At 61.9% G+C, this 23,712-nt stretch carries 20 protein-coding genes and 2 pseudogenes; 19 read left to right on the plus strand and 3 right to left on the minus strand.

Annotated features, from left to right (window positions below; all coding sequences use genetic code 11):
* The first annotated feature begins 27 nt into the window (after positions 1-27).
* On the plus strand, positions 28-1,557 hold the full coding sequence (gene tnpC, locus ACQY5B_RS04390) for an IS66 family transposase (protein WP_420326221.1): 1,530 nt from the start codon (positions 28-30) through the stop codon (positions 1,555-1,557).
* Positions 1,554-1,973 carry a hypothetical protein gene (locus tag ACQY5B_RS04395; protein ID WP_420326219.1) on the plus strand — a complete coding sequence of 140 codons (420 nt, stop codon included), beginning with the start codon at positions 1,554-1,556 and terminating at the stop codon, positions 1,971-1,973. Before tnpC ends, ACQY5B_RS04395 begins: the two co-directional genes overlap by 4 nt.
* Before the next feature lie 114 nt (positions 1,974-2,087).
* On the opposite strand, the gene ACQY5B_RS04400 is transcribed toward ACQY5B_RS04395, so the two are convergent.
* Entirely contained in the window at positions 2,088-3,881 is a 1,794-nt protein-coding gene (locus ACQY5B_RS04400; protein WP_420326218.1) for a DEAD/DEAH box helicase, read from the minus strand.
* A 126-nt stretch (positions 3,882-4,007) separates the two neighbouring features.
* Between ACQY5B_RS04400 and ACQY5B_RS04405 the strand changes: the two genes are divergently transcribed.
* The 13 genes from ACQY5B_RS04405 to ACQY5B_RS04465 all read left to right on the plus strand — a co-directional run bounded on the left by ACQY5B_RS04405 (position 4,008) and on the right by ACQY5B_RS04465 (position 15,408).
* A complete protein-coding gene (locus ACQY5B_RS04405) occupies positions 4,008-4,940 on the plus strand; it encodes an IS5 family transposase (RefSeq protein WP_420326217.1) in 933 nt (310 codons plus the stop codon).
* A gap of 385 nt (positions 4,941-5,325) precedes the next feature.
* Positions 5,326-5,661, plus strand: coding sequence for a nuclear transport factor 2 family protein (locus ACQY5B_RS04410; protein ID WP_420326216.1), 336 nt, complete (start codon positions 5,326-5,328; stop codon positions 5,659-5,661).
* Positions 5,662-5,873: 212 nt separating this feature from the next.
* On the plus strand, positions 5,874-6,557 hold the full coding sequence (locus ACQY5B_RS04415) for a UPF0149 family protein (RefSeq protein WP_420326215.1): 684 nt from the start codon (positions 5,874-5,876) through the stop codon (positions 6,555-6,557).
* A gap of 511 nt (positions 6,558-7,068) precedes the next feature.
* A complete protein-coding gene (locus ACQY5B_RS04420; RefSeq protein ID WP_420326214.1) occupies positions 7,069-8,058 on the plus strand; it encodes a thiamine pyrophosphate-dependent dehydrogenase E1 component subunit alpha in 990 nt (329 codons plus the stop codon).
* Positions 8,059-8,073: 15 nt separating this feature from the next.
* Positions 8,074-9,093 (plus strand): alpha-ketoacid dehydrogenase subunit beta, encoded by a 1,020-nt coding sequence (locus ACQY5B_RS04425; RefSeq protein WP_420326213.1) that lies wholly within the window; start codon positions 8,074-8,076, stop codon positions 9,091-9,093.
* Positions 9,094-9,168: 75 nt separating this feature from the next.
* Positions 9,169-9,402 (plus strand): biotin/lipoyl-containing protein, encoded by a 234-nt coding sequence (locus ACQY5B_RS04430; protein WP_420326212.1) that lies wholly within the window; start codon positions 9,169-9,171, stop codon positions 9,400-9,402.
* 8 nt (positions 9,403-9,410) lie between these two features.
* Positions 9,411-10,079 (plus strand): 2-oxo acid dehydrogenase subunit E2, encoded by a 669-nt coding sequence (locus tag ACQY5B_RS04435; protein ID WP_420326211.1) that lies wholly within the window; start codon positions 9,411-9,413, stop codon positions 10,077-10,079.
* Positions 10,076-10,774 (plus strand): lipoate--protein ligase family protein, encoded by a 699-nt coding sequence (locus ACQY5B_RS04440; protein WP_420326210.1) that lies wholly within the window; start codon positions 10,076-10,078, stop codon positions 10,772-10,774. The genes ACQY5B_RS04435 and ACQY5B_RS04440 overlap by 4 nt, the downstream gene beginning before the upstream one ends.
* Before the next feature lie 54 nt (positions 10,775-10,828).
* Entirely contained in the window at positions 10,829-11,131 is a 303-nt protein-coding gene (locus ACQY5B_RS04445) for a DUF1330 domain-containing protein (RefSeq protein WP_420326209.1), read from the plus strand.
* Positions 11,132-11,209: 78 nt separating this feature from the next.
* Positions 11,210-11,803, plus strand: coding sequence for a hypothetical protein (locus ACQY5B_RS04450; protein ID WP_420326208.1), 594 nt, complete (start codon positions 11,210-11,212; stop codon positions 11,801-11,803).
* Between the two features lie 11 nt (positions 11,804-11,814).
* Positions 11,815-13,392 carry a GMC family oxidoreductase gene (locus ACQY5B_RS04455; RefSeq protein WP_420326207.1) on the plus strand — a complete coding sequence of 526 codons (1,578 nt, stop codon included), beginning with the start codon at positions 11,815-11,817 and terminating at the stop codon, positions 13,390-13,392.
* Positions 13,393-13,518: 126 nt separating this feature from the next.
* On the plus strand, positions 13,519-14,103 hold the full coding sequence (locus tag ACQY5B_RS04460) for a VOC family protein (RefSeq protein ID WP_420326205.1): 585 nt from the start codon (positions 13,519-13,521) through the stop codon (positions 14,101-14,103).
* Positions 14,104-14,160: 57 nt separating this feature from the next.
* Complete coding sequence (locus tag ACQY5B_RS04465) at positions 14,161-15,408, plus strand: HupE/UreJ family protein (protein ID WP_420326204.1); 1,248 nt, start codon at positions 14,161-14,163, stop codon at positions 15,406-15,408.
* A 1-nt stretch (position 15,409) separates the two neighbouring features.
* On the opposite strand, the gene ACQY5B_RS04470 is transcribed toward ACQY5B_RS04465, so the two are convergent.
* Positions 15,410-17,260 carry a sigma-54-dependent Fis family transcriptional regulator gene (locus tag ACQY5B_RS04470; protein WP_420326203.1) on the minus strand — a complete coding sequence of 617 codons (1,851 nt, stop codon included), beginning with the start codon at positions 17,258-17,260 and terminating at the stop codon, positions 15,410-15,412.
* Between the two features lie 562 nt (positions 17,261-17,822).
* Between ACQY5B_RS04470 and ACQY5B_RS04475 the strand changes: the two genes are divergently transcribed.
* The 3 genes from ACQY5B_RS04475 to acmB all read left to right on the plus strand — a co-directional run bounded on the left by ACQY5B_RS04475 (position 17,823) and on the right by acmB (position 20,958).
* On the plus strand, positions 17,823-18,047 hold the full coding sequence (locus ACQY5B_RS04475; protein WP_420326202.1) for a zinc-binding dehydrogenase: 225 nt from the start codon (positions 17,823-17,825) through the stop codon (positions 18,045-18,047).
* Between the two features lie 598 nt (positions 18,048-18,645).
* Positions 18,646-19,668, plus strand: a complete 1,023-nt coding sequence (locus ACQY5B_RS04480) for an AraC family transcriptional regulator (protein WP_420328709.1) — start codon at positions 18,646-18,648, stop codon at positions 19,666-19,668.
* A 96-nt stretch (positions 19,669-19,764) separates the two neighbouring features.
* Positions 19,765-20,958, plus strand: coding sequence for a methyl acetate hydrolase AcmB (acmB, locus tag ACQY5B_RS04485; RefSeq protein WP_305969603.1), 1,194 nt, complete (start codon positions 19,765-19,767; stop codon positions 20,956-20,958).
* A gap of 338 nt (positions 20,959-21,296) precedes the next feature.
* Here the strand turns inward: acmB and ACQY5B_RS04490 are convergent.
* A pseudogene (locus ACQY5B_RS04490) lies at positions 21,297-22,228 on the minus strand (IS5 family transposase).
* 77 nt (positions 22,229-22,305) lie between these two features.
* Here ACQY5B_RS04490 and ACQY5B_RS04495 point away from each other — a divergent pair.
* Positions 22,306-23,231 (plus strand): annotated as a pseudogene (locus ACQY5B_RS04495) (IS3 family transposase); the annotation flags it as partial.
* Positions 23,232-23,712: the final 481 nt, after the last annotated feature.

Here is a 23,712-nt window from a genome sequence, read left to right on the forward strand (position 1 = left end):
GCTGCCGAGTGGGTTATAGATAATCCCATGCTCGAAGACCTCAAATCACTACCCAAAGACCCAGACGACCTTCGGGCCGTCAGTGAGTTGTTAATGGCTGAGGTCAAATCGCAGGCTTATCAGATTGAGAAGCTCAAGGCGGAGTTGGCGGGCCACCGCAAGGCGCGATTTGGCGCGAAGTCGGAGAGCCTGGATCAGCTCGATCTCGATCTGGCAGACGACATTGAGATTGCAGCGGCGGCCGAAGAACAGAAGGCAGAGCCATCGACCGAGGCCAAACCCAAACGTCAGCATTCCCGCAAACCGCTGCCCGAGCATCTGGAACGGCGCGAAGAGGTTTTGTTGCCAGACGAGACTTGCACTTGTGGTGGCAGTCTTCGCCAGGTTGGCGAGGATATCACCGAAGAGTTGGAATACATCCCTGGCCGCTTCGTCGTGAACAAGATCGTTCGCCCCCGCATGGCGTGCAAAGACTGCGAGAACTTTGTTCAGGCTGATCTGCCTTCACGTCCTATTGAACGTGGCCGACCTGGCCCCGGCCTGTTGGCGCACATACTTGTCGGCAAATATTGCGATCACCTGCCGCTTGATCGGCAGTCCAAAATCTACGCCAGAGATCAGGTAGACCTGCATCGCTCGACCCTCACCGATTGGGTGGGGCGTAGCACAGCCTTGCTCGCACCATTGGCAGATTACATCGGTGCGTTGGTCAGGGATGGCCCGGCGCTGTTCGCAGATGACACGCCGGTCAAGCTGCAAACCAAAACCAAATCCAAGAAGGCACAGACCGCACGGCTCTGGAGTTATGTCCGAGATGAACGGCCTTGGAGCGGTCAGGCCCCGCCCTGCGCGTGGTATCAGTTCAGCGTGGATCGCAAGGGCGAACATCCCGCAAATCATCTCAGCGGGTACACCGGCACCGTACATGCCGATGGGTTCACGGGCTTCAATGGTTTGTTCGGTGAGGGCAAGGCACACGAACAGGCCTGCCTCGTGCATGTGCGTCGTAAATTTGTAGACGAGTTTGAGCGTACCGGCTCGGAGATCGCCAAGGGGGCTATCGAACGGATTGCACAGCTCTACGCCGTCAAGAAGATGGCAAAGGGCAAATCCGCTGATGCGCGAGCAGCACTGCGTACTGAGCACGCTATGGCGATCTTCGATGAGCTGGAGACATGGCTGGCGGTACAGCTTCCCAAAATCTCCGGCAAAACCAAACTGGCCGAGGCCATACGTTATGCCCGTGGCCGCTTGCCCAAAGCCCGCGCCTACTTGAGCGATGGCCACTTGGAACCGGATAACAACATCTGCGAACGCTCCATTCGTCCAGTTGCTTTAGGCCGCAAGAACTACCTCTTCATGGGCTCCATCGGTGGCGGCAAAGCAGCCGCCATCGCATACACGCTGATCGAAACAGCCAAGATGAACGGCGTCGATCCAGAGGCCTGGCTCACTTGGGTCTTGGAGCGCCTTCCAGATCACAAGATCAACCGCCTCGGTGAACTGATGCCGTGGGTTTGGACGGAGGTCGCAGGTTGTCAAAGCGTGGGAACATGAACCTCGTACTCTCCCTGATCGCCTGCTTTGCTTCTGTCGAAGCAGGTGCTTTGGTCGTCTGCATCGGGATCATGATCCTCGATAGCGGTCTGTTGTCTGTGTTGGAAGGCGTCGCCGTCTGGGCAATCGCGCAACCTGTGATCCTCCCAATAGCCCTGCTGTCGTCCCCGGTTGGTGCATTATTGCGAATGGTGCTCGGCTTGGTGTTTGAGCAACCCGCCAAGGTCGCAATGACTGCCGGGGTGGCTGTGGGTATCATTGGCGCAGCGGCCTTCGCACATTCGACAAAAGATGGCGTAGCCGCCTGGGGGCCAATCCTGTTGATAGGTTCTCTTGCAGGGTTTTGCGGCGGCCTAACATGGTGGCGGATCGAAAAGCCGTACTTGGATCGAATCAATACAGAGCGTCAGCGATAAAACGCGGGTTCAACGGACGGATACGTTACAGCATCAACGCCATGACAAGTATCGAACTTCGGGTGCGGTGGTGGGGGCCGGGCCGCGCCGACCACCAAAGTGATGGCCGAAGAACTATGCACTCCTCAGTCGGACACGGAGTGGAGATGCATAGTCGCCGCGCCGATCCCAAATGGCACGTGATCGTTCTGCGATGCGTGTGATGAACCGGTTCCTCATATCGGCTGGACCGGCCAATAGAACAAAATGTGCCTGCGCTCTCGAGGCTGCCACGTTGATGAGACGTCTACCTGTGTCGCTGTTGAGGAACGAGCTTCCAGCATCAACAGGGTCGAAGATCACGATCTTCTTTTCGCTTCCCTGCGCACGGTGAACTGTACTCACTTTGATGTTCCGCCGCCCGCCGCGACCAAGCATGCCCCGGATCAGCGCGCGCTGTGCCCTGAAGGGTGTCAAGATCATAATATCGTCGGGCTCCGCGTACGAACCCAGGAGTTCGTCAATCATTGCCGCGATGATTTCCGCTGATTGATACCGGATCTTCCCATTGTACTTCTTCGACCATGTGGCTTCACCCGCACGATCATCGACCATGACCCGCGGCATCTCTCGACCATTCAGGAACCAGGGACTGCGATCTTTCTTCCAGGCTGCGTCGCGCGCAGCTTTCTGGCAAACAATGAGCTGATCGTCATAGAACGTGTGGGATACGACGTCACACACGCCTTGGCACATTCGAGATTGTTCGTTCAAGAAGACGCTGGGCGCTTCTTTGAACACGTCGAAGGCAGTCTTTCCCAGGATCGTTTCGGCGGAGATGTCATCGGTTTGGACGATTGGTGCGAGTTGTTTCGGGTCCCCGGCAAAAGTTACACAGTGGGCTTTGCTGGCAACCATCAAAGCCGCGGGAAGCGGGATCTGGCTCGCCTCATCCGCAAGCGCGAAATGCCATCCTTTCGGGATATCGTCGAAATGCCGAAAAAAAGAATTGGTTGTAATGGCGATCAGACGTGATTGGCTACAAGTATAGGCAATATCCACCTTCAGCCTCTTTCGCGCATCGGCCAGCTTTTCCTTCCAGATGACGTACTTTTCGATGTCTGTCTTGGAGGGTTCCTCACTTTCCAGTAGTCCAACTTCCACGGACGCCGCATACACACCGCTTGGGAGCAAATGGTCGCGCTCCGAAAACTTGCCGGTTTCAAAGCGAGAGCCTATGCGCTTCATTGTCTCCCGCAGATCTTCACGACCAATCTTTTGAAGCCAGTCGTCCGCGGACAGAAGCGCGGAATCCACGGCTGTATTGGTCGGGCCGCTCACCAAGATCTTGCAGTCTGGAAATCGCGTCAAGAGATATGCAATCATCCCGCCAATGGTATATGTCTTGCCTGTGCCTGGTGGGCCGTGGAGCAGGCCGACACGACTGAGCGGCAGTGAAACTGCTTCGGATTGCCGTTCGCGAAGCTGGTTGAATTCCGCTGGAAGCGGTTTGCTCTCGAATGCTGCAGGTGCCTTGGCTCTTTTGAGGAGCTTTGCAGCCTTCTTCAGGTGGCAAGGTGTATCCCACAACTCGATCAATGGAGTTAGGAAATCTTCGGGATAGAGTGTGAGCCGGCTGTCAACTTCGGGCAGAGGGCCGCTTACGTATTTCAGCGCGAGCTCACCGCGATCAGGGTCGACGGCGACAACCTTGCCTCGTCCCGGAAGATCTCCGAACCAAACGGCCTTTGAATCTTCCAGGCTTTCATCGAGGGCTGAGCTTCTGCGGCCATCTCGAACTGGTTCCGCCGTTATCAGGGCCAATTCGCCTTGTCGTCTTGTGGATAGAACTTTGAAGACGAGACCAACCTGAGCGGCCGCCCGCTCAGACTTGAGTGCAGAGATGATCCTTTCCGGTGTTATCGGCATATTGCTTCACAGGTTTCGAATGCTTTGGGTAGTTGATTTGGAATGCTGTTTTTTACTGCGGATGACTCTGTTGCACAAATACTGTGAGGGATTCATCTTGTGAATCCAGCGTGGTAGCCCTGCTACATGAGCAGACCCACGCCCCCCACCTACAAGACCAGGAACTGGCCGGCCTACAATAAAGCGCTCAAGCGCCGTGGCTCGCTGATGATCTGGTTTGATCCCGAGATGACCTGGGATGCCGTGCCGACAGGCAGGCGTGGCCGCCAGCAGACCTACAGCGATGCCGCCATCCAGACGTGCCTTACGATGAAGGTGCTGTTCGGCATGGCGCTCCGGCAGACGACCGGGTTCGTCGAGAGCCTGCTGCGTCTGGTTGGTCTCGACTGGACGGTGCCCGACTTCAGCACCCTGTCCCGGCGCGAGAAGACCTTGGCCGTGAACATCCCGTATCGCGGCTCCAAGGGGCCGCTGCACCTGCTCATCGACAGCACCGGGATCAAGGTCGAAGGTGAAGGCGAATGGCACGCACGCAAGCATGGTGGTCCAAAACGGCGGGTCTGGCGCAAGATCCACCTTGGGATCGACGAGGAAACGTTGGAGATCCGGGCTGTCGAGATCACTGGGAGTCACGTCGGCGATGCGCCAGTGCTGCCCGATCTTCTCAGTCAGATTCCAAAGAACCAGGAGATCGGCAGCGTCACGGCAGATGGCGCCTACGACACGCGCAAGTGTCACGATGCCATCGCTGACCGCGGTGCCCATGCCGTCATCCCGCCCCGCAAGAATGCGAAGCCCTGGAAAACCATCACCGCTGGAGCCGTGGCGCGCAATGAAGCCCTGCGGGCGTCCAGGTATCTCGGCCGCGCACTCTGGCGAAGATGGAGTGGATACCACCGTCGGAGCCGCGTCGAGACGAAGATGCACTGTGTCAAACTGCTGGGCCAGCGGCTCATGGCAAGGGACTTCGACCGTCAGGTCGCCGAGCTCCAGGTCCGCATCGCCGTCCTGAACGGCTACACCGCGCTCGGCATCCCGGTCACGGAGGCTGTGGGATAGGTCCGTCCGGGGAAAGGGGAAGCACACCCATCACCCGATTTGTGCAACAGAGTCCCGTAGACAGCGCCCAGTACCCCGCGGCTTCCACCTCGGGAGGATTTCCAACGCGGGCCGAACGGGCACCAGATCGCACCCTCACGCCGCGGCCCGCATCGAAAATCCTTCACCATTGCGGATCTCCGCAGAGAGGAGTGCATGGCGTCGCGGTTCCTCTGGAGCGGACTTTCACGGCTCAGCAGAATATTCGTTACCCATGGCAAGGCCGACACTCGTAGACATTGCAGCCTTTGCCGGGGCACAGTGAAAACCGGAGCTTCTGGGTCACAGAGCCATCATATCCGATCACAGGGACCGGACCATGAGAACACAAGACACACTCAAAGTGATGCGCGTGCTGAACGACTACATCAAAGGAACCCGTGAGGGAGATGGAGACATTCTCCGGCGAGTTTTTCATCCTGAGGCGATGGTGGCTGGCTGGTTTGGAAGTGATCTGCTCATGCGCGACCCTGAGGGCTTCATCGCACGAGCTGAGGGCGCCGATGCCGGACCGGACTATACAGCCTTTGTCGCGTCCGTGTCTGTCTTGGGTAACTCGGCGACGGCAACCGTGATCGAAGACGGCCTTTGGGATGGCTGGTCCTTCGTCAATCAGTTTCACCTCATCCGGGATCAAAACGGGCGGTGGATCATAACGGCGAAGCTCTTCCACCGCGATTGATCCGGGGATGGGCTCAATTCGGCTGTGAGCCGACTTAAAGTAGCAGGGCCGAGTTCGCGCCTGACAACCTTTGGCAAGCGTCGGACCCGGCCTAATGCCGACATCCGGACCGCTTGCGGCGATCCACCGGTGCCCGCTCGGAGTTGTCATTGCCTCAATTGCGGGCTCGCGTTGCGCAGAGTAAAAGAACTCAATATCGTCGGGAGGTATCGATGGACCAGTCGGATCAAGATCTCGATCAACTTGACGCGGTGCTGTACGCGCTGCCCGGCGATAACATGCCGATGACGCTCAGCGAACTCGATGGCTACATAGTCGGTGTTCTTGCCTGCCCGGAGATGATCCCGCCTTCGGAGTGGCTGCCTCAAGTCTGGGGTGAGACTGGAGAGGCAGAATTCCCTGATGAAAAAGCCGCCGAGGAAACCATCAGTGCGGTGATGGCACATTATAATTCGGTCGTCGCGTCCATGACCGGCTCGCTATGGGTCGATCCGATCTACGAGGTTGATCCAAATAGTGACGAAGTCATGTGGGAGCCTTGGGTTGATGGATTCACGCGCGCCATGCAGCTACGACCGGATGCTTGGAGCCAACTCCTCGATCAGGCCAACGAAGAGACGCGGGCGACGATGATCTTCCTGATGGCGCTTCAAGATATCTACACCGGCCAGAGTAAGTTCACGGAAGAGGAGATCGACGAGATCGACCTGGAAGCACCAGATCTGATTCCCAACTGCGTCGCTACTATACTCCATCAGTCTCGCCCTGAGCTTTCACCTCGGGATTCCGAAATGGGTCCCGGTATGCCGTTCAAGGCAGATCCCCGGCCAGGGCGAAACGATCCATGCGCCTGTGGGTCAGGGCGCAAATACAAGAGATGCTGCGACCGACACTGAGCTGGATCGCTCAGGCTTCTACCGGCCCTTTGCGGTCAATTGACCGAGAGTAGTATCGCCGCGGTGCAGCCCGTCAAACCTGCCGTTCGCCCTGCGGGCTCGATTTTCGGCGCGGCTGTGAACGCCGCTCAAGCTGCGCGGGGAGGGGCTTTCGCGGTTGGCACCGTTCGTAAAGCCGACAAAATTGGCGGGGCCATTCCAGGCAGGCTTCGACACCGTCCTGATGAAAGATGCGAAATTGACTCGTCGATCAAGGGAGTCCGATAAACCTGTTCAAGAAGAGCTCCGATCAAAATCAGAACACAGATTGATCGCCAAGCAAGCCCTTGCGCTTCTGAGACCGCCTGCCGGATGTCCCGATGTGTCTCATCCTGTCTCACGATGAGACACAAAGCGCCCTCCACGACAGCCCGGCCAGACCCGGCGTTGCGTGAAACGACAGTGCTGAACAATCCTGACCTCAGAGCTTCATGCGGCAGACCCGCCGCAGCTACGGGAGGAGGAGGAGTTCATGGCACCAACACGCGAACAACAACACTGGATGTATCGCAACATGGTCACGAGCCGCAGGTTCGAAGAGACCATCGCGAAGATCTATTTCGAAGGTAAGACGCCGGTTTTCAACATGGCCAACGGGCCAATTCCCGGCGAGATGCACCTGTCCGACGGACAGGAGCCGGTGGCGGTGGGGGTCTGCGCGCATCTCACTCCCGAAGACGTGGTCACGGCCACCCACCGCCCCCACCATCAGGCCATCGCCAAGGGTGTCGACCTGGACAAGATGGCCGCCGAGATATTCGGCAAGGCCACCGGCCTGTCGGGCGGACGCGGCGGGCACATGCATATCTTTGATGCCGATGTGAACTTTGCCTGCTCCGGCATCATCGCGCAGGGCATGGGCCCGGCGGTGGGCGCGGCGCTGTCGCGCAAGATGCAGGGCAAGCCCGGCGTCGCGGTCGCCTTCCTTGGTGAAGGCGCGGTGAACCAGGGTGCGTGGCACGAGGCGATGAACCTTGCCGCAGTGTGGAACCTGCCCTTCGTCTGCGTGATCGAGGACAACGCCTGGGGCATTTCGGTGGCGAAGAGCACCGCGACGGCCATTGCCAACAACGCCGACCGCGCCGCCGCCTACGGCATCCCTGGCAAACGGATCGAGGGCAATGACCCCTACGCCATCTTCGAAGCGGCTGGTGAGGCCATCGCCCGCGCCCGTGCCGGTGAGGGGCCATCGCTGCTGGAGGTCGAGACCTATCGCCTTGCCGGTCACTTCATGGGCGATGCCGAGGGCTATCGCCCTGAGGGTGAGAAGGACGCGCTGTTCGCCAAGGATCCGATCCCCAAGATGCGCGAACGGCTGCTGGCCGATGGCACGGCCACCGCGGATGAACTGGACACGATCGAGGCCAAAGCCGCCGCCCGCGTCGAGGCCGCCATCAAGTTTGCCCGCGAAAGCGCGGATCCGGCGCCAGAAGACGCGCTGACCCGCGTGTTCGCGGCCTGATCGGGAGGAAAGACAATGAGCAAACCGAACGAAAGAAAGCTGACCATCGCCCGCGCCATGGCAGAAGCCGTCGCACAGGAAATGCGGGTGGACCCATCTGTCTTTGTCATGGGTGAGGACATCGGCCCGCTGGGCGGCGTCTATGGCAACACCCGCGGCCTGATCGAGGAATTCGGCGCAGAGCGCATCCGCGATACGCCAATCTCCGAGACCGCCTTTATCGGCGCCGCAGTCGGGGCCGCGCAGGACGGGATGCGGCCCGTTGTGGAACTGATGTTTGTGGACTTCTTTGGCGTCTGTTTCGACGCGATCTACAACCTGATGGCCAAGAACATCTACTTCTCGGGCGGCAATTTCAAAGTGCCGATGGTGCTGATGACCTCGACCGGGGGCGGCTATTCCGACGGCGGCCAGCATTCGCAATGTGTATATGGCACCTTTGCGCACCTGCCGGGGATGAAGGTGGTCGCCCCCTCCAACGCCTATGACGCCAAGGGCTTGATGACCGCCGCCATGCGCGACGACAGCCCGGTGGTCTACATGTATCACAAGGGGTTGCAGGGCATGGGCTGGCTGGGGACAGAGGCCGGGGCCACCGTCCATGTGCCGGAGGAATGCTATACGCTGGAGATCGGCAAAGCCAAGGTTGTCCGGCAGGGCAAGGACGTCACAATCGTCAGCCTTGGCATGGGGGTCCACAACGCGCTGAAGGCGGCCAAAACGCTGGAAGCGCAGGGCGTCAGTGCCGAGGTCGTGGACCTTGTCAGCCTTGTCCCGCTGGACCGCGAGACCATCCGCGCCAGCGTGGCCAAGACCGGGCGGCTGATCGTCGTGGATGAGGATTACATGTCCTACGGCGTCTCGGGCGAGATCATCGCCTCCGTCACCGAACATGACATCTCGGTGCTCAAGGCCGCGCCCAAGCGCGTCGCCTTTCCCGATGTGCCGATCCCCTTTGCCCGCGTGATGGAGCAGCACTGCCTGCCCAACCCGGACAAGATCGTCGCGGCCTGGGACGGCATGAAAGCCGCCTGAGACCCAACACTCACGGATCATCTGCAATTGCCGGGGGCGCAGGACTGCGTCCCCGATCAGAGAAGGAATGCCCAAATGGCAACTGATATCGTCATCCCCTCCGACCTCTGGGAAGAGGATGAGGAATGCGTCATCACCAGCTGGCTGGTCGACGATGGCGCCACCGTCGAAGAAGGCGCGCTGATCGCCGAGATCATGACCGCCAAGGTGCAATACGAAATCCACGCGCCTGCCTCGGGCACGTTGACCATCACCGAAGAGGCCGATGCCGTCGTCGCCAAGGGCGCGGTGATCGGGTCGATCGCATGACAGCGCAGGTGAAAACCATCCCCCTCAAGGGCGTGCGCGGCATGATCGCCGACCGGATGGTGCAAAGCCTGCAGACCGGCGCGCAGCTGACCCACCACGCCAGCGCGGACGCCTCTGTCCTGCTGGCGGAAAAGGCGCGGCTGGCCGAGGCGGGGACCAAGGTTTCGGTCGAGGATCTGCTGATGCTGGCGGTGATCCGCGCGCTGGAAAAGAACCCGGACGCCAATGGCCGGGTCGAAGGCCGCGAGATCGAGCTGTCGGACACGGTCGATCTGTCGGTTGCCATCGCGCTGCCCGGCAACCTGCTGGTGGCGCCCGCGATCTTTGGCGCCACCGCCATGACGGTCAGCGAGCTGCGCGCCGCGCGCCAGGACCTGGCCGCGCGGGCCAAGGCGAACAAGCTGAGCGTGTCGGAAATGACCGGCGGCACCTTTACAATCAGCAACCTCGGCCTGACCCGGGTGGAACATTTCACCCCGATCATCAACGCGCCGCAGATCTGCATTCTGGGCGTGGGGCGCATGACCGAACGCGCCGTGCGGGACGAGCAGGGCGGGATCGCGATGCGGCCCCATGTGGGACTGTCGCTGACGTTCGATCACCGGGCGCTGGACGGCGCTCCGGCGGGCGACCTGCTGACCACGATCTGCGTCGAAATCGAAAGCTTTGCGCCATGATCTGCGTCGAATTCAGGTCTGCCGCCGACGGCGTGGCGCGGGAAGAGGCGCTGTTTGCGGCCGGAAAGCCCGCGCTGCTGCTGTGGCGATCGGTCGAGCAATCCATCGTCGTCCCGCGCAACCGCGCCCGCCGGGCCGGCTATGTCGGACTCAGCCAAGGTGCGGCCCGCGCCGGGTGGCCCCTGATCCTGCGGTCCAGCGGCGGCGGGGCGGTGCCGCAGGGGCCGGGGACGATCAACCTGGCCATCGTCGCCCCGATGCCGAAGGGCGCGCAAATCGAAGACGGCTATCGGCTGATCTGCGGCGCGATTTCCGAGGCGCTGATGCGGTTCGAGGTCGCCAGTGACACCGGAGCCGTCGACGCGGCCTTTTGTGATGGCAACTGGAACGTGACCGCCGGGGGCCGGAAACTGGCTGGGACCGCGCAGCGCTGGCGCCCCTTGGGCGGTGGCCGGTCCGTGGCGCTGATCCATGCCGCCATCGTCGCCGCCCATCCGCCGGACTCGGTCTGGCCGGTGCTCGCGCAGGTCGAGGCGCAGGCCGGTGGCATCCTGCCGCCCCGGCACGAGGTGCACATCGCGCTCAGCGAGCTGCTCCCCGAAGCGATGAGCCCGCGCGCCCTGCAAGGCGCGCTGGTCCGGGCGGCCGAGGACCGCCTGAAAGACCTGACCGCGCCGCGCGCCCAGGCCGCCTGAATTCACCACTCTGCCCGGAGGAGCGGGCAGGCACACATGGAAGGGAGGAACCCCATGGCTTTTTACTCCGTACTCGCCGTCACCCCCAGCGATGACAGCTGGATCCCCGGCTACCTGCCGGTCGCCGGTCCCCTGATCGAGAAACACGGCGGCAAATATCTTGCCCGCACCACCAGCCACGAACAGCTGGAAGGCGCTGACAGCCCCGCTGGCCTGCGCATCATCCTGGAATGGCCGTCGAAAGAGGCCGCCAAGGCCTTCATGTCGGACCCGGAATACGCGCCGCAACTGGCAGCCCGCACAGCAGGCTCTGCCAGCGAGCATTTCCTGATCGAGGGCAAAGACGACCTCGCCTGACATCACCGGGCATCGGCGGGTTGAGGAGTCCGCCGCTGCCCGAACACGACTGCAAAACACCCAAGGGGAGGAGACCCTATGAACATCCGCTTTCACCGGCTGCGAAAGCCGAAGCAGGATCATGTCGGCGTCAGTCGGCGCATGTTCCTGATGACCACGGCCATGGCTGGCGTGACGACCGGCACACTGCTGGGCAGCGCTGGCCGGGGCCTTGCCGCCACGCTGGATGAGGGGCAGGGCGCGACCCTGCTGCGGATGGTGCAGGACATCTATCCGCACCCCGATCTGCTGGACGACAGCCATTACCAGTCCATCGCCGATGCGGTCATCTCCAACGCCGAGGGCGACGCCAAGGCCGCCGCCGATCTGCGCGAAGGGCTGCAAAAGATCGACGCGCAGGCGCAACACCTCTTTGGCACCAGCTATGTCGGGATCGAAGACCCCGATGCCCGCGAGGGCCTGCTGCGCAAGTTCCAGCACGACGGCTTTTTCCAAGGCGTCCGCTGGACCGCTTATTTCGCCATCTACAACAACGTCGAGGTCTGGCCGCTGTTCGGCTACCAGGGCTCTTCGCTGGAATACGGCGGCTATGTCGACCGCGGCTTCTCTGACATCACCTTCGTTCCGCAGGGCCCGACCCTCGAAGAACGTCTGGCCGAAGTGCAAGGCTAAGGGAGCGGATCATGACCACATATGAACTTAGCGACGACAGCGTCGTCGTCATCATCGGCTCTGGCGCGGGGGGCGGCACGCTCGCCAACGAACTGGCGCAGAAAGGGATCAAATCCGTGGTTCTGGAGGCCGGCAAGCGGCTGGATACCTCGGACATGGAAAACGACGAATGGACCATGTTCCAAAAGATCTCATGGCTGGACAAACGCTATTCGGCGGGCGGCTGGCACGGGTCGGTCAATCACCCCAACCTGCCTGCATGGATCGTCAAGGGCTATGGCGGGTCCACCGTGCACTGGGCAGGCGTCGCGCTGCGCTTCAAGGAGTGGGAGTTCAAGACCCGCACCCACTATGGCGCGGTCGAGGGCGCGAATGTCGAGGACTGGCCCGTCAGCCTTGAGGAAATGACGCCCTGGTACGAAAAGGCCGAGCTGAAGATGGGCGTCACCGGCAAGACCACCGGTATGCCGCATCTGCCGTGGAACAATGGCTTCCGCGTGCTGGCAGAGGGGTGCCGCCGCACCGGGCGCACGGATTACAATTCCGGCCCGATGGCGATCAACTCGGTCGAGCGGGACGACCGTCCCGCCTGTCAGCAGATCGGGTTCTGCATGCAGGGCTGTGCCGTGGGCGCGAAATGGTCGACCATGGTCAGCGAACTGCCCCGCGCAGAGGATACCGGCCTGTGCGAGGTCCGCACCGACGCGATGGTGCTCAGGATTGAGCATGATGAAAGCGGCAAGGTCAATGGCGTGCTCTATGCCGACGCGGATGGCAACCAGCACCTGCAAAAGGCGCGGATCGTCTGCGTCGCGGGCAATTCCATCGAAAGCCCGCGCCTGCTGCTGAATTCTGCCTCTTCGATGTATCCCGACGGTCTTGCCAATTCCTCGGGGCAGGTGGGCAAGAACTACATGTGCCACACATCGACGGGGATCTACGCGGTGATGCCGGAAAAGGTGCACATGTTCCGCGGCACATCCGTCGCCGGGATCGTGGGCGACGATGTGAAACACGACCCCACGCGCGGGTTCAACGGCGGCTACTACCTTGAATTCCTGTCGCTGGGCCTGCCGTTCATGGCCGCGTTCCTTGAGCCGGGCAACACCGGCTGGGGACGCAGCTTTGCCCGCGCGATGGAACAATATGACCGCATGTCCGGGGTCTGGGCCCTGGGCGAGGATCTGGCGCAGGAACAGAACGCCATTACCCTGCACGACAGCGAGGTTGACCAATACGGCCTGCCGGTGCCCATCGTCGCCAAGACGCCGCACAACAATGACCACGCGATGACAGCGCATATGGTCGAATCCACCTCGCAGATCTACGACGCGGTGGGGGCGACGGATATCTACGAACTGCCGCCCTATCCGGCCTCTCACAACATGGGGACCAACCGGATGCACGCCGATGCCGGCAAGGGCGTGGTGAACGCCTATGGGCAAAGCCACGACATCGACAACCTGTTCGTGTCGGACGGCAGTCAGTTCACCTCATCCGCGGCCTGCAACCCGACGCTGACCATCGTGGCGCTGGCGATCCGGCAGGCGGAATACATCGCGCAGGAAATGAACGCGCAGAACATCTGACACCACCCGGTTCCTCCCCGGTGCGGTCGGGTCTCCGGACCCGGCTGCATTGGGAGGCAACATTGCGAACGTGCGGGACGCCGGTCCGCGCGCCCTGTCCGTTCGGCCCTTTTCAGGAGAAAACCCATGAAATCCACCCTGACATCCATCGCCCTTGCCACCGCGCTGACCATCCCCGTCGCAGCCAAGGCCGAGTTGCCCGGCATGCGTGGCACTCAACATATCGGCATCACCGTGCCCGACCTCGACAAGGCGGTGACGTTCCTCGTCGACGTGATGGGCTGTGAAAGCTTCTATTCCTTCGGTCCCTTCGGCCCGTTCGAGGATGACTGGATGACCGACAACCTGAACGTCAATCCGCGCGCGGTGATCGACCTGATCACCATGGTCAAATGCGGCAATGGCCCGGCGCTGGAGGTGTTCAAGTATTCCTCACCCGACCAGAACCCGAAACCGCCGAAGAACAGCGATATCGGCGGCTATCACATCGCCTTTTACGTGGACGACATCCGCGAGGCCGTGGACTACCTGCGCGCCAATGACGTCCGGGTGCTGGAGGATCCGCATCCGCTGACCGGAACCGGATCGGAAGGGCAGGAATGGGTCTATTTCCTGTCGCCCTGGGGGATGCAGATGGAACTGGTCAGCTACCCGGACGGGATGGTCTACGAAGAGACCACGGAAAAGCGGTTCTGGGACCCGCGCGACTGATGCCCCTTGGACCCTGGCCCTTGTTGGCTGGGGTCCCTTTCTTTGCAGGAGCCTGTCATGAACTTGCCGAACCGGGCGGTCGCGCCCTTGATGTCCTTGCTGATCGCCATCCTCTTCGCCCTTGTCGCGCCGCAAGTCGCTCGGGCGCATTTCAGCTATTCCGATCCCCGGATAATCCATGTGACCGAGGTTCCGGAGGGCCTTGCCATCTTCATGCGTCTGCCTGCGCCGCTGGCGCTCTTGCCGGATGACTGGCAGGGCCGATCCGAGACCCGGCTGCCCCCATTCGCGGCAGAGGCCGATGGTGCGGTCATGCTCGATCCTGCTGCGCTGGACCTGTCCGACGCCAGGGTGCGGACGGCGTTGGAGCGGGTGCTGAGGCTTTACGTGGACGGCAGTCAAACGACCCTTGAGATACGCGCGATCCGCCTTCACGCCGATGACGCGCGTCCGCGCTTTGGCACGGTCAAGACCGCCCGGTCCGGCTTTGCCGCCCCTGCGGCCCTTGCCCCGGTGCCCTTTTTCGACAGCACGCTTGACGTGCTGCTGGTGGCCCCCGGCGGTCTGGACAGCGAAATCCGCCTGTCCTCGGACCTTGGCGCGCGGTTCGAGGTGATGGAACGCTTCGGCACCGTCCTCAAGCTGCACCGTGCCGCAGGAACGGAGACTGGCGCGACCATCGGCACCTTCGACATTCATTTCCCGTCGACCACCACCCGGTCAGAAATGCTGACCAAGGCGGCATTCTACGGTGCTGAGCATATCTATCGCGGGCCGGACCACCTTGCGCTGATCCTGCTGATCGCCTTGGCGGCCAGCCACTGGCGGCAGGCCCTGGGCTGGGCGTCGGCCTTCACCCTGGGACATGTGGTGACGCTGGCCGCGGGGCTCTACGGCATCGCGCCCTCGGCCGCATGGTTTATCCCTCTGGTCGAACTGGGCATCGCCCTGTCGATCGTCGTGACCGGGATCGCCATCTTTGCCCGCGGGCAGACCGCCTTCGGCTGGGTAGCGCTGCTGATCGTCGGGTTGATCCATGGCTACGGCTTTGCCGCATCGGCCTCGACCGCGATTTTTGCGGGCGATTTCGATGTCCGGATGCTGATGGCTTTCGCGCTGGGACTGGAGCTGTGCCAGTTCGCGCTCTACGCGCTGCTGCTGCCGGCGGTCCTGCTGCTTGACCGGGCCTTGCCAGCGATGACTTTCTCTTGGCGGCGCGGGCTTGCATTCTGCGTCGCGCTGCTGGCGGTATCGGAAACTTGGGCGCGCCTGATGCTTGCAACCGGCGCCTTTGGCATCGCCTGAATCAGGCGGGGCGGGATATCCCGAATTGCTTGATCTTGCGATGGATGGTCGCGCGCCCCATGCCGAGGGTCCGCGCGGCCTGGCTCACGTTCCAGCGCGCGCCGATCAACGCGTCCTCGATCATTTTGCGTTCAGAGTACTTTGCCGCGGCAGGAGCCGGAGTCGGGGCAGTGGAAGCAGTACCGGGCAGTGCCACATGGCCGGTCAGGTTCAGCAGCTCGACGGCTGAAATCCGGCGGCCGTCGCCCTCGATCAAGGCCTGTTGCAAGACATTCCGCAATTCGCGGAGGTTGCCTGGCCAGGGATAGGCGCGCAGCGCGGCAAGCGCCTCTTCGGTGATCTCCACATCCGCGCCTGCCAGGGTTCCGGCAAGGTCGCGGGCGATGACGTCGATCCGCTCGCGCTCGGCCAGCCCCGGCAGGGTGACAACCGAACGCGCCAGCAGGAATAACAGGTCATCGCGGAACAGACCCTGTTCGACGCTTTGCAACAGGGCACCGCGGCAGGTGGAAATCACACGGGGCGCGCCATCGCCTTCGGTCGCGTCGAAGGCGTCCAGAACGCCGCGCAACCCGGCCTGAGCGAATGCCGGCATCTCGTCGACGTTCTCGAAGACGATAGTAGCGGACTCCCCGAGGCCCCCGGAGAGCGATCCCGCCACCCGCGCCTGCCGGGTGAGGGTGTTGAAATAGGCGCGGTCGTCCGGCGTATCGTCAAGCGTGGCGCAATCCACCGTCACAACCTGCGAGGCAGTTCCGCCGCCCTCGATCAAGGCCGCCACGAGGCTGGTCTTGCCGGTGCCCGACGCTCCTTCGATGACAAAGGGCAAAGACCGGCGATAGCAGGCCTGCGCCCGGGCACACATCGCCGCCATCCGTTCGCAGCCGAGTGACAGGCGTTTGAGCGATGGGGCCAGCCTGCGCCGACGGGGAGTGACCGGCGCCTCTTGCCGGGCGGGCTTTGCGGGCCTGACGGACAGGCGCCGCTCATCCGGCAGACGTGCGGCGATATCGAAGGAAGAGCCGTGGTGCTGCACGCTCATCACGCGGTCGGGCACCTGAACGAGCGCCGTGGTATCCGCGCCGAACACCGTCTCGAAAGATTGACCCTGCAACTTTTCAGGCATCTCGCTTCCGGCCAGCAGATGCGCGCGTGCGGTGGCACCCAGGATGATGCCGTCCTCATTGACCGCCACAAGCTCGTTGCTCTGCAACAGGTCGCGCCCGATGCTGGGCGCCACCGACAGGATCATCGCGTTGCTGAACCGCCGCTCGAACAGCAGCCGCTGCACCCGATCCGCCGCCTCGCCCAGCAACTGGCGGGCAAACAGGTAGTCCGCGCGATTGCCCCGGTCGAGCATCGAGAGGTTGATCGCGCCGACGATCTTGTTCTCGGCGTCGAACAGCGGCACCGCCGTGCAGGAAAACGGTTTGAACAGAGAGAAATAGTGATCCTGTCCACGCACGGTAAAGGCCGCGCCCTCTGACAGGGCCATGCTGACCCCGTTGGTCCCGGCCACACGCTCGTCCCAGACCGAACCCAGCGCGATGCCTTTCTGTTCAAACAGGTCGCGCCCGCCTTGTTTGCCTTCCAGCCGCACCAGCACTCCGTCGGCGTCGGACACCACGAGGCAGGCGCCGGTCTCGGCGGCGATCCCGGCGAGCTGTTGGAAGATGCCGTTGCGCCCGCCGGTCCGCTCGATCATCTGTTCAAGCCTGGGCGCCACCTCGGAGGCTTGCATGCGCAGGATCGGCCGCGCGGTATCCCGCGCCAGCTTGTACTTCAGTTCGCAACGCTCCCAGGACGCGCCAAGCGCGGCATCCGGGTCCGGGCGTGGGGCAAGTCCCATCATGTCTCCTCCGTCGCCCCGATAATGTCGCCTCGATAATAAAGACAAACGTCGCGGAATATTAGACACGATTTCGGAAAACTGAATTCCTGCTCACGCGGGTTATGTCCGATTTTGGAAGAGGTTGCTTCTGCTTCGAAATCGTTTCAACAGGAGCCCACACTATGAAAGCCATGGTTCTTGACGTATACGGAGATGACGCTGCCTTCGAAGTTGCCGAGCCGCCGCGCCCCGAGATGCAGCCCGGCCAAGTGCCGGTCCGCGTTGCCGCCACCGGTGTCAAAACCATCGACACGATGATCCGCGGCATGGCAAGGACTTGCCCCCTTCGCGCGATCTGCCCGCCGGGCCCGACATGGATTTTGCCGAGACGATGGAAGAGGTCGGCGCGGATATGACCGGCCTTGCCAAGGGCGACGAGGTCTATTGGTTTCGCCGGGGGCCTTGCGGACCTGCGAGGCGCGCTGGCCGAGTTCATCCCGGCCGACGCCCGGCTGATCGCGCTGCAACGCAAGACGCTGTTGATGAGTGAGGCCGCAGCGCTGCCGCTGGTGGCGTCGGGCTTGTGGCCCTTCAACTCGCCCGCCAATTCGGCGCCGAGGTTTACGGAACCGGCACCGGCAACGAGCAGATGTCGGCCATCGCGGGCTTCGGGGCGACCGTCATCGACTTCCGCTCCGAGAAAATCGCGGATTACCTCGCCAAGCACACTGGTGGCGCCGTGTTTGATGCGGTTTTCGACACCGTGGGCGGTCTAACGTGCCCAACTCTTTCGAGGCCGCCGCGCTAAACGCGCAGATTCAAGGGTCTATCACTGCTGACATGATCTGTGATCCAGCACTCCACCCAGACGCAGCGTAATGTTGCTTCCCACCCTCTTTGCCATTCGGCTCGGGTTCGTTGGCATGACCTTCGCGGAATGTCCGCTTCCGTGTCGATGCAAGTATGCGTTTGCCGGCGCAGCGAAAGTCGGCTCCCCCGCGCTCTTTGTCCAGATGCGTCGAACGGCCCAAAGTTGCCGTTCACCACCGGTCTCCTCCGCTGCGTTGTGGCCTGGGGGTCCGGACATTCGCTGCGCCGGCTAAATCGGGCGGCTGTCGAATTCACACTGCGCGGAGCTTGCTGTCATTCGCTGCCGCCAAATGAGAAACGTTTGGACGAACCGGCCTACTGGTGTGGTGGGCTGGGTCGCAAGTGAGACAGAAAGGGATCACGCCTGAGAAGCCACAGGTCGGACAAGTCAATGACAAGCCGCCTGGTCGCCGCGCTGCGGCTCCGCCCCGAACGAAGTCGGTGTTTGCGACCAAAGTCCATGCGTCCAGATCCCGACCAACCGGGGGCTTTGTGATATACTGATCCGATTGATGCATCGTAGGGAGGCGTTGCAGATGTTGGAAGAAGCTTTGATCAGGGATGTGCATGGCGCACAGATCCAGCATGCAGGCCCAACGCGGTCCGCGGACTGGGACGAGGTTCAGGAGTTCTGCCGGTCGGTCTATATGCCCTATCGCGTGCAACCGCTTGAGCGGTTATCGAGGCCGGACGCCACGATGATATCCGCCAAAGCCGGACGCGTGACGATGACGCGATTTTCCTATGGCACCGGTATTTACCTCGACCAGTTTGATCCCGAGGCCGGCAACATCCTCGTGCTCAACACCCTACGCGGCGCCCTGAATCACCAAAGCCTAGGCGCGCCGGTTCAAACCGGGGCGGGCGACAGTTTCGTCGTCGATTGTTCCCGAACCGACTACTGGCTGGAAGGCGATCCCGACCACATGCAGCTCAACCTCACCATCGCGCATCAAGTGATGGAGGAGACCGCTGAACGTTGGTTCGGTTTCGTCCCCGATGACCGGCTCTGGACCCGCCGGATCAAGTTCGGGGGGGCGAATTCGGCTTGGCTGAAGCTGCTGGGCTATGCAGCACAGAGCGTGAGTGAACCCGGGTCCCTTGCTGCTGACGGTCCGCTGGGACGACATCTGGAGGAAATCATTTGCCTTGAGCTTCTGCGTCAATGGGCGGCTGAGGCTGGTGTGCGACTTGATGACGGTGCGCGTGCGGCGGCGCCGCGATATGTGCGGCAGGCCGAAGAGATTTTCGAGACCGAGGCACGGCAGGCCCCCAGCGTCGGGGACGTGGCGCGACGCGTCGGTGTTTCGGCAAGGACCCTGTCTGGCGGCTTCACGCGCTTCCGCGGGGTGTCGCCGAGGGCGTTTCTCTCCGCGCGCCGGCTTGACGGGCTGCGTGCGGACTTGCTGGCAGCCTCGGGCGACAGGACCGTCGGCGAAATCGCTGCGGACTGGGGGTTCGTCAATTTTGGCGCTCTGGCCGGGCGCTATCGCGACCGATTTGGCGAGTTGCCGTCGCACACATTGGCCCGGTCACAGCGAAAACAAAGCCTGAACTGACTTTGCTTCCGATCTCGGACAGTGTCTGCCGGTCGCGGACAGACCGTCGAAAACTCGCGTCCTATCGTCCCTGACAGTTCATCAAGGGAGGAGACGATGACAGATCTCAAATCCAGCTGTGACGCCATTCTGAACGGTGTGGTTTCAAGTGACCCAAGGGTGCCGGGTGTGGTGGCGATGGTGACCGACCGTGACGGCAACATCTATTCTGGCGCCGCCGGGGAGCGGCGCCTTGGCGGCGATGCGATGACCGAGGACACGGTCATGGCCATCTTTTCGACCACCAAGGCGATCGCCGGGACGACAGCTCTTCAATGCGTTGAAGAGGGACTTCTTGACCTCGACGCGCCCGCGAAAACCTACGCGCCCGCGATTGGCGCGCTGCAGGTGATCGATGGCTTCGACGAAGCCGGGCAATCCCGGCTGCGGGCACCGAAAAGCGACATCACGACCCGGCAGCTCCTGCTGCACACGGCCGGCTTCGGTTATGATTTCTTCAATGAAACCTATGCCCGTATGGCAACCGATCACGGGCAGCCGTCGGTGGTGACCGGCTCCCGCGCCTGTATCGAGACGCCGCTTCTGTTTGATCCGGGTGAGCGCTGGGAATACGGCACCAATATCGACTGGGTCGGCCAGGTGGTCGAGGGCATCCGCGGCAAGCGGTTGGGCGAGGTGATGCGCGAGAGGGTCTTCGATCCGCTGGGCATGCAGGATATCGCCTTCACCCGAACCGACGCGATGAAGGCCAGAACGGCCACGATCCACGCCCGTGGCGAGGACGGTTCGCTGACCCCGATGGACGATTTTGCGCTTCCCGATGACCCCGAGGTTCACATGGGCGGGCACGGGCTTTACGGGACGGTGCCCGAGTACATGAAGTTCATCCGGATGTGGCTGAACGACGGAGCCGGGCCGAACGGGCGCGTCCTGAAACCCGAGACGGTCGAATGGGCTGTGAAGGGCGCACTTGTACCACCGCAAAAGGTGACGATGTTGCCGGGCGTCATCCCGACGCTGTCCAATGACGCCGAATTCTTCCCGGGCCTCGCCAAGGATTGGTCCTACACCTTCATGGTCAATTCCGCAGAGGCACCAACCGGGCGCCCGTCCGGCGCAATCGGATGGGCCGGCCTCGCCAACTGCTTCTACTGGATCGACCGCGCGGGTGGTTTCGGCGGATACTGGGCCACGCAGATCCTGCCCTTCGCCGACGCAGTGTCCTTCACCGGCTACATGGCCTTTGAAACGGCCGTCTATGAGGCCCTGCAGAAAACTCAGGCTGCGTAGGATCCGATCCTGCGACAGTCGCGCACGGGGATCGGCGTCGCCTGTCCCCGTTACCCAACGACCAGTCCTTTCCATGCTTGATAAAAAACCGTCCTCCGTCGGCTCGCCAAGGTTTATTCTGCCTTGATGGCGTGCGTCGACCACCTAAAAACTCACGCTTCGACGCGGCCCTTTGATCAACAATATGCGTCGGGCGAGGTTGGCAAGGTTAGGCACACTGCGGTCATCGGAGCGGTTGCAGCGTCTTTTGATAAGGTGGTCAAGCCAACGTCGGGTTGGCGCTGGACTCTGTTGCACAAATCGGGTGATGGGTGTGCTTCCCCTTTCCCCGGACGGACCTATCCCACAGCCTCCGTGACCGGGATGCCGAGCGCGGTGTAGCCGTTCAGGACGGCGATGCGGACCTGGAGCTCGGCGACCTGACGGTCGAAGTCCCTTGCCATGAGCCGCTGGCCCAGCAGTTTGACACAGTGCATCTTCGTCTCGACGCGGCTCCGACGGTGGTATCCACTCCATCTTCGCCAGAGTGCGCGGCCGAGATACCTGGACGCCCGCAGGGCTTCATTGCGCGCCACGGCTCCAGCGGTGATGGTTTTCCAGGGCTTCGCATTCTTGCGGGGCGGGATGACGGCATGGGCACCGCGGTCAGCGATGGCATCGTGACACTTGCGCGTGTCGTAGGCGCCATCTGCCGTGACGCTGCCGATCTCCTGGTTCTTTGGAATCTGACTGAGAAGATCGGGCAGCACTGGCGCATCGCCGACGTGACTCCCAGTGATCTCGACAGCCCGGATCTCCAACGTTTCCTCGTCGATCCCAAGGTGGATCTTGCGCCAGACCCGCCGTTTTGGACCACCATGCTTGCGTGCGTGCCATTCGCCTTCACCTTCGACCTTGATCCCGGTGCTGTCGATGAGCAGGTGCAGCGGCCCCTTGGAGCCGCGATACGGGATGTTCACGGCCAAGGTCTTCTCGCGCCGGGACAGGGTGCTGAAGTCGGGCACCGTCCAGTCGAGACCAACCAGACGCAGCAGGCTCTCGACGAACCCGGTCGTCTGCCGGAGCGCCATGCCGAACAGCACCTTCATCGTAAGGCACGTCTGGATGGCGGCATCGCTGTAGGTCTGCTGGCGGCCACGCCTGCCTGTCGGCACGGCATCCCAGGTCATCTCGGGATCAAACCAGATCATCAGCGAGCCACGGCGCTTGAGCGCTTTATTGTAGGCCGGCCAGTTCCTGGTCTTGTAGGTGGGGGCGTGGGTCTGCTCATGTAGCAGGGCTACCACGCTGGATTCACAAGATGAATCCCTCACAGTATTTGTGCAACAGAGTCGAACGAAAGCTGAAGCCTTGGGGCGGGAAGTGAGGCGCGGCATGATCGAGCCGGACCACCCGGATCTGTCGATCGGTCAGCAGTGCAAGCTACTGTCGATCGCCGGCTCATCCCATTACTACGAGCCGAAGGGTGAGACCGAGCAGAACCTCGGCCTGATGCGGCAGATCGACGAGCGTCCTTCGGACCTGGAGCCCCCGTTCTTCGGCGTTCGGCAGCCTCTCGGGACATTCCTGCGGAATGCCCTGCCGGCCAGTGGATGACCTGGCATCTGCGTAACGACGGACACCTTGTGAACGAGAAGCGAATACGGCGGCTGATGCGCCTTATGGGTTTGATGCCGATTTACCAGAAGCCCAACACGAGCAGGCCAACGAAGGGGCACAAGACCTATCCCTACCTGCTGAGAAGCCTGCGAGTAGAACGCCCAAACCAGGTCTGGTGCTCGGACATCACCTATCTGCCCATGCGGCGAGGGTTCCTCTACCTCGTGGCGATCATGGACTGGCACACCCGCAAGGTTCTGTCCTGGCGGATATCGAACACCCTGGAGGCCGACTTCTGCGTCGAAGCGCTGAACGAGGCCATCCACAAGTTCGGCCCGCCTGAGATAATGAATACGGATCAGGGATCCCAGTTCACTTCTTTCGCTTGGACGGACCGGGTCCGCCGCTCGGGCGTGCGGATCTCGATGGATGGGAAAGGCCGTTTCCTCGACAATATCTTCATTGAGAGGTTGTGGCGCACCCTGAAATACGAGTGCGTCTACCTTCATGCCTGGGAGACGGGATCGGAGACGAAGGCGGCGATCCGGAAATGGATGACCTTCTACAATCACCAGCGCCCTCACTCAGCCCTCGGCGGCAAGCCACCGGCGCTGGTCTATTGCCAGAGAAATGATATCAACCAACCCGATCAGCAGGTGCAACGAGTAGCTTAAATTACGCCAGTTCCTGTCCAAAAGATGGGGAGTAGCTCAATCTGGCCTTTCTCAACCGCTGCCGCTCAAGTGAACGGTTAATTGTATGCAGAGCGAGGCAACACACACTGCATAGGTCGGTCACATCATCAGAAACGCATGGGGGGCAAGTGTTTTGCGCCAAGATGCAGGGCCGCTTCGCCTCGCTCAAATGGCTGCATCTCGCCGGGGCGGTGGTAGCCTGAAAAGGATGAGCCTGTTGTCGAGCGTTCCCCGAAAGGCAAGCTGCTCGGATTAGAAACGTGTCGCTTGCGCTCAAATCCCTGCCGGGTCAGATGGGTCGGTCGCGAACCTGTTCCGCCGACCGTACTTGCCCGTGTTCAATGGCCCGCCGTTGCGGAGCCAAGGCGGCAGCGGAGGCAGAGCGCTACTGCCGAACGATGATCTCCGGACGGGTCTTGCGATATCAAAAAGCTTGGGTTTCACCCACCCGAGTCGCTGG

The organism is Antarctobacter sp. (assembly GCF_965277915.1).
Taxonomy (GTDB): Bacteria; Pseudomonadota; Alphaproteobacteria; order Rhodobacterales; family Rhodobacteraceae; genus Antarctobacter.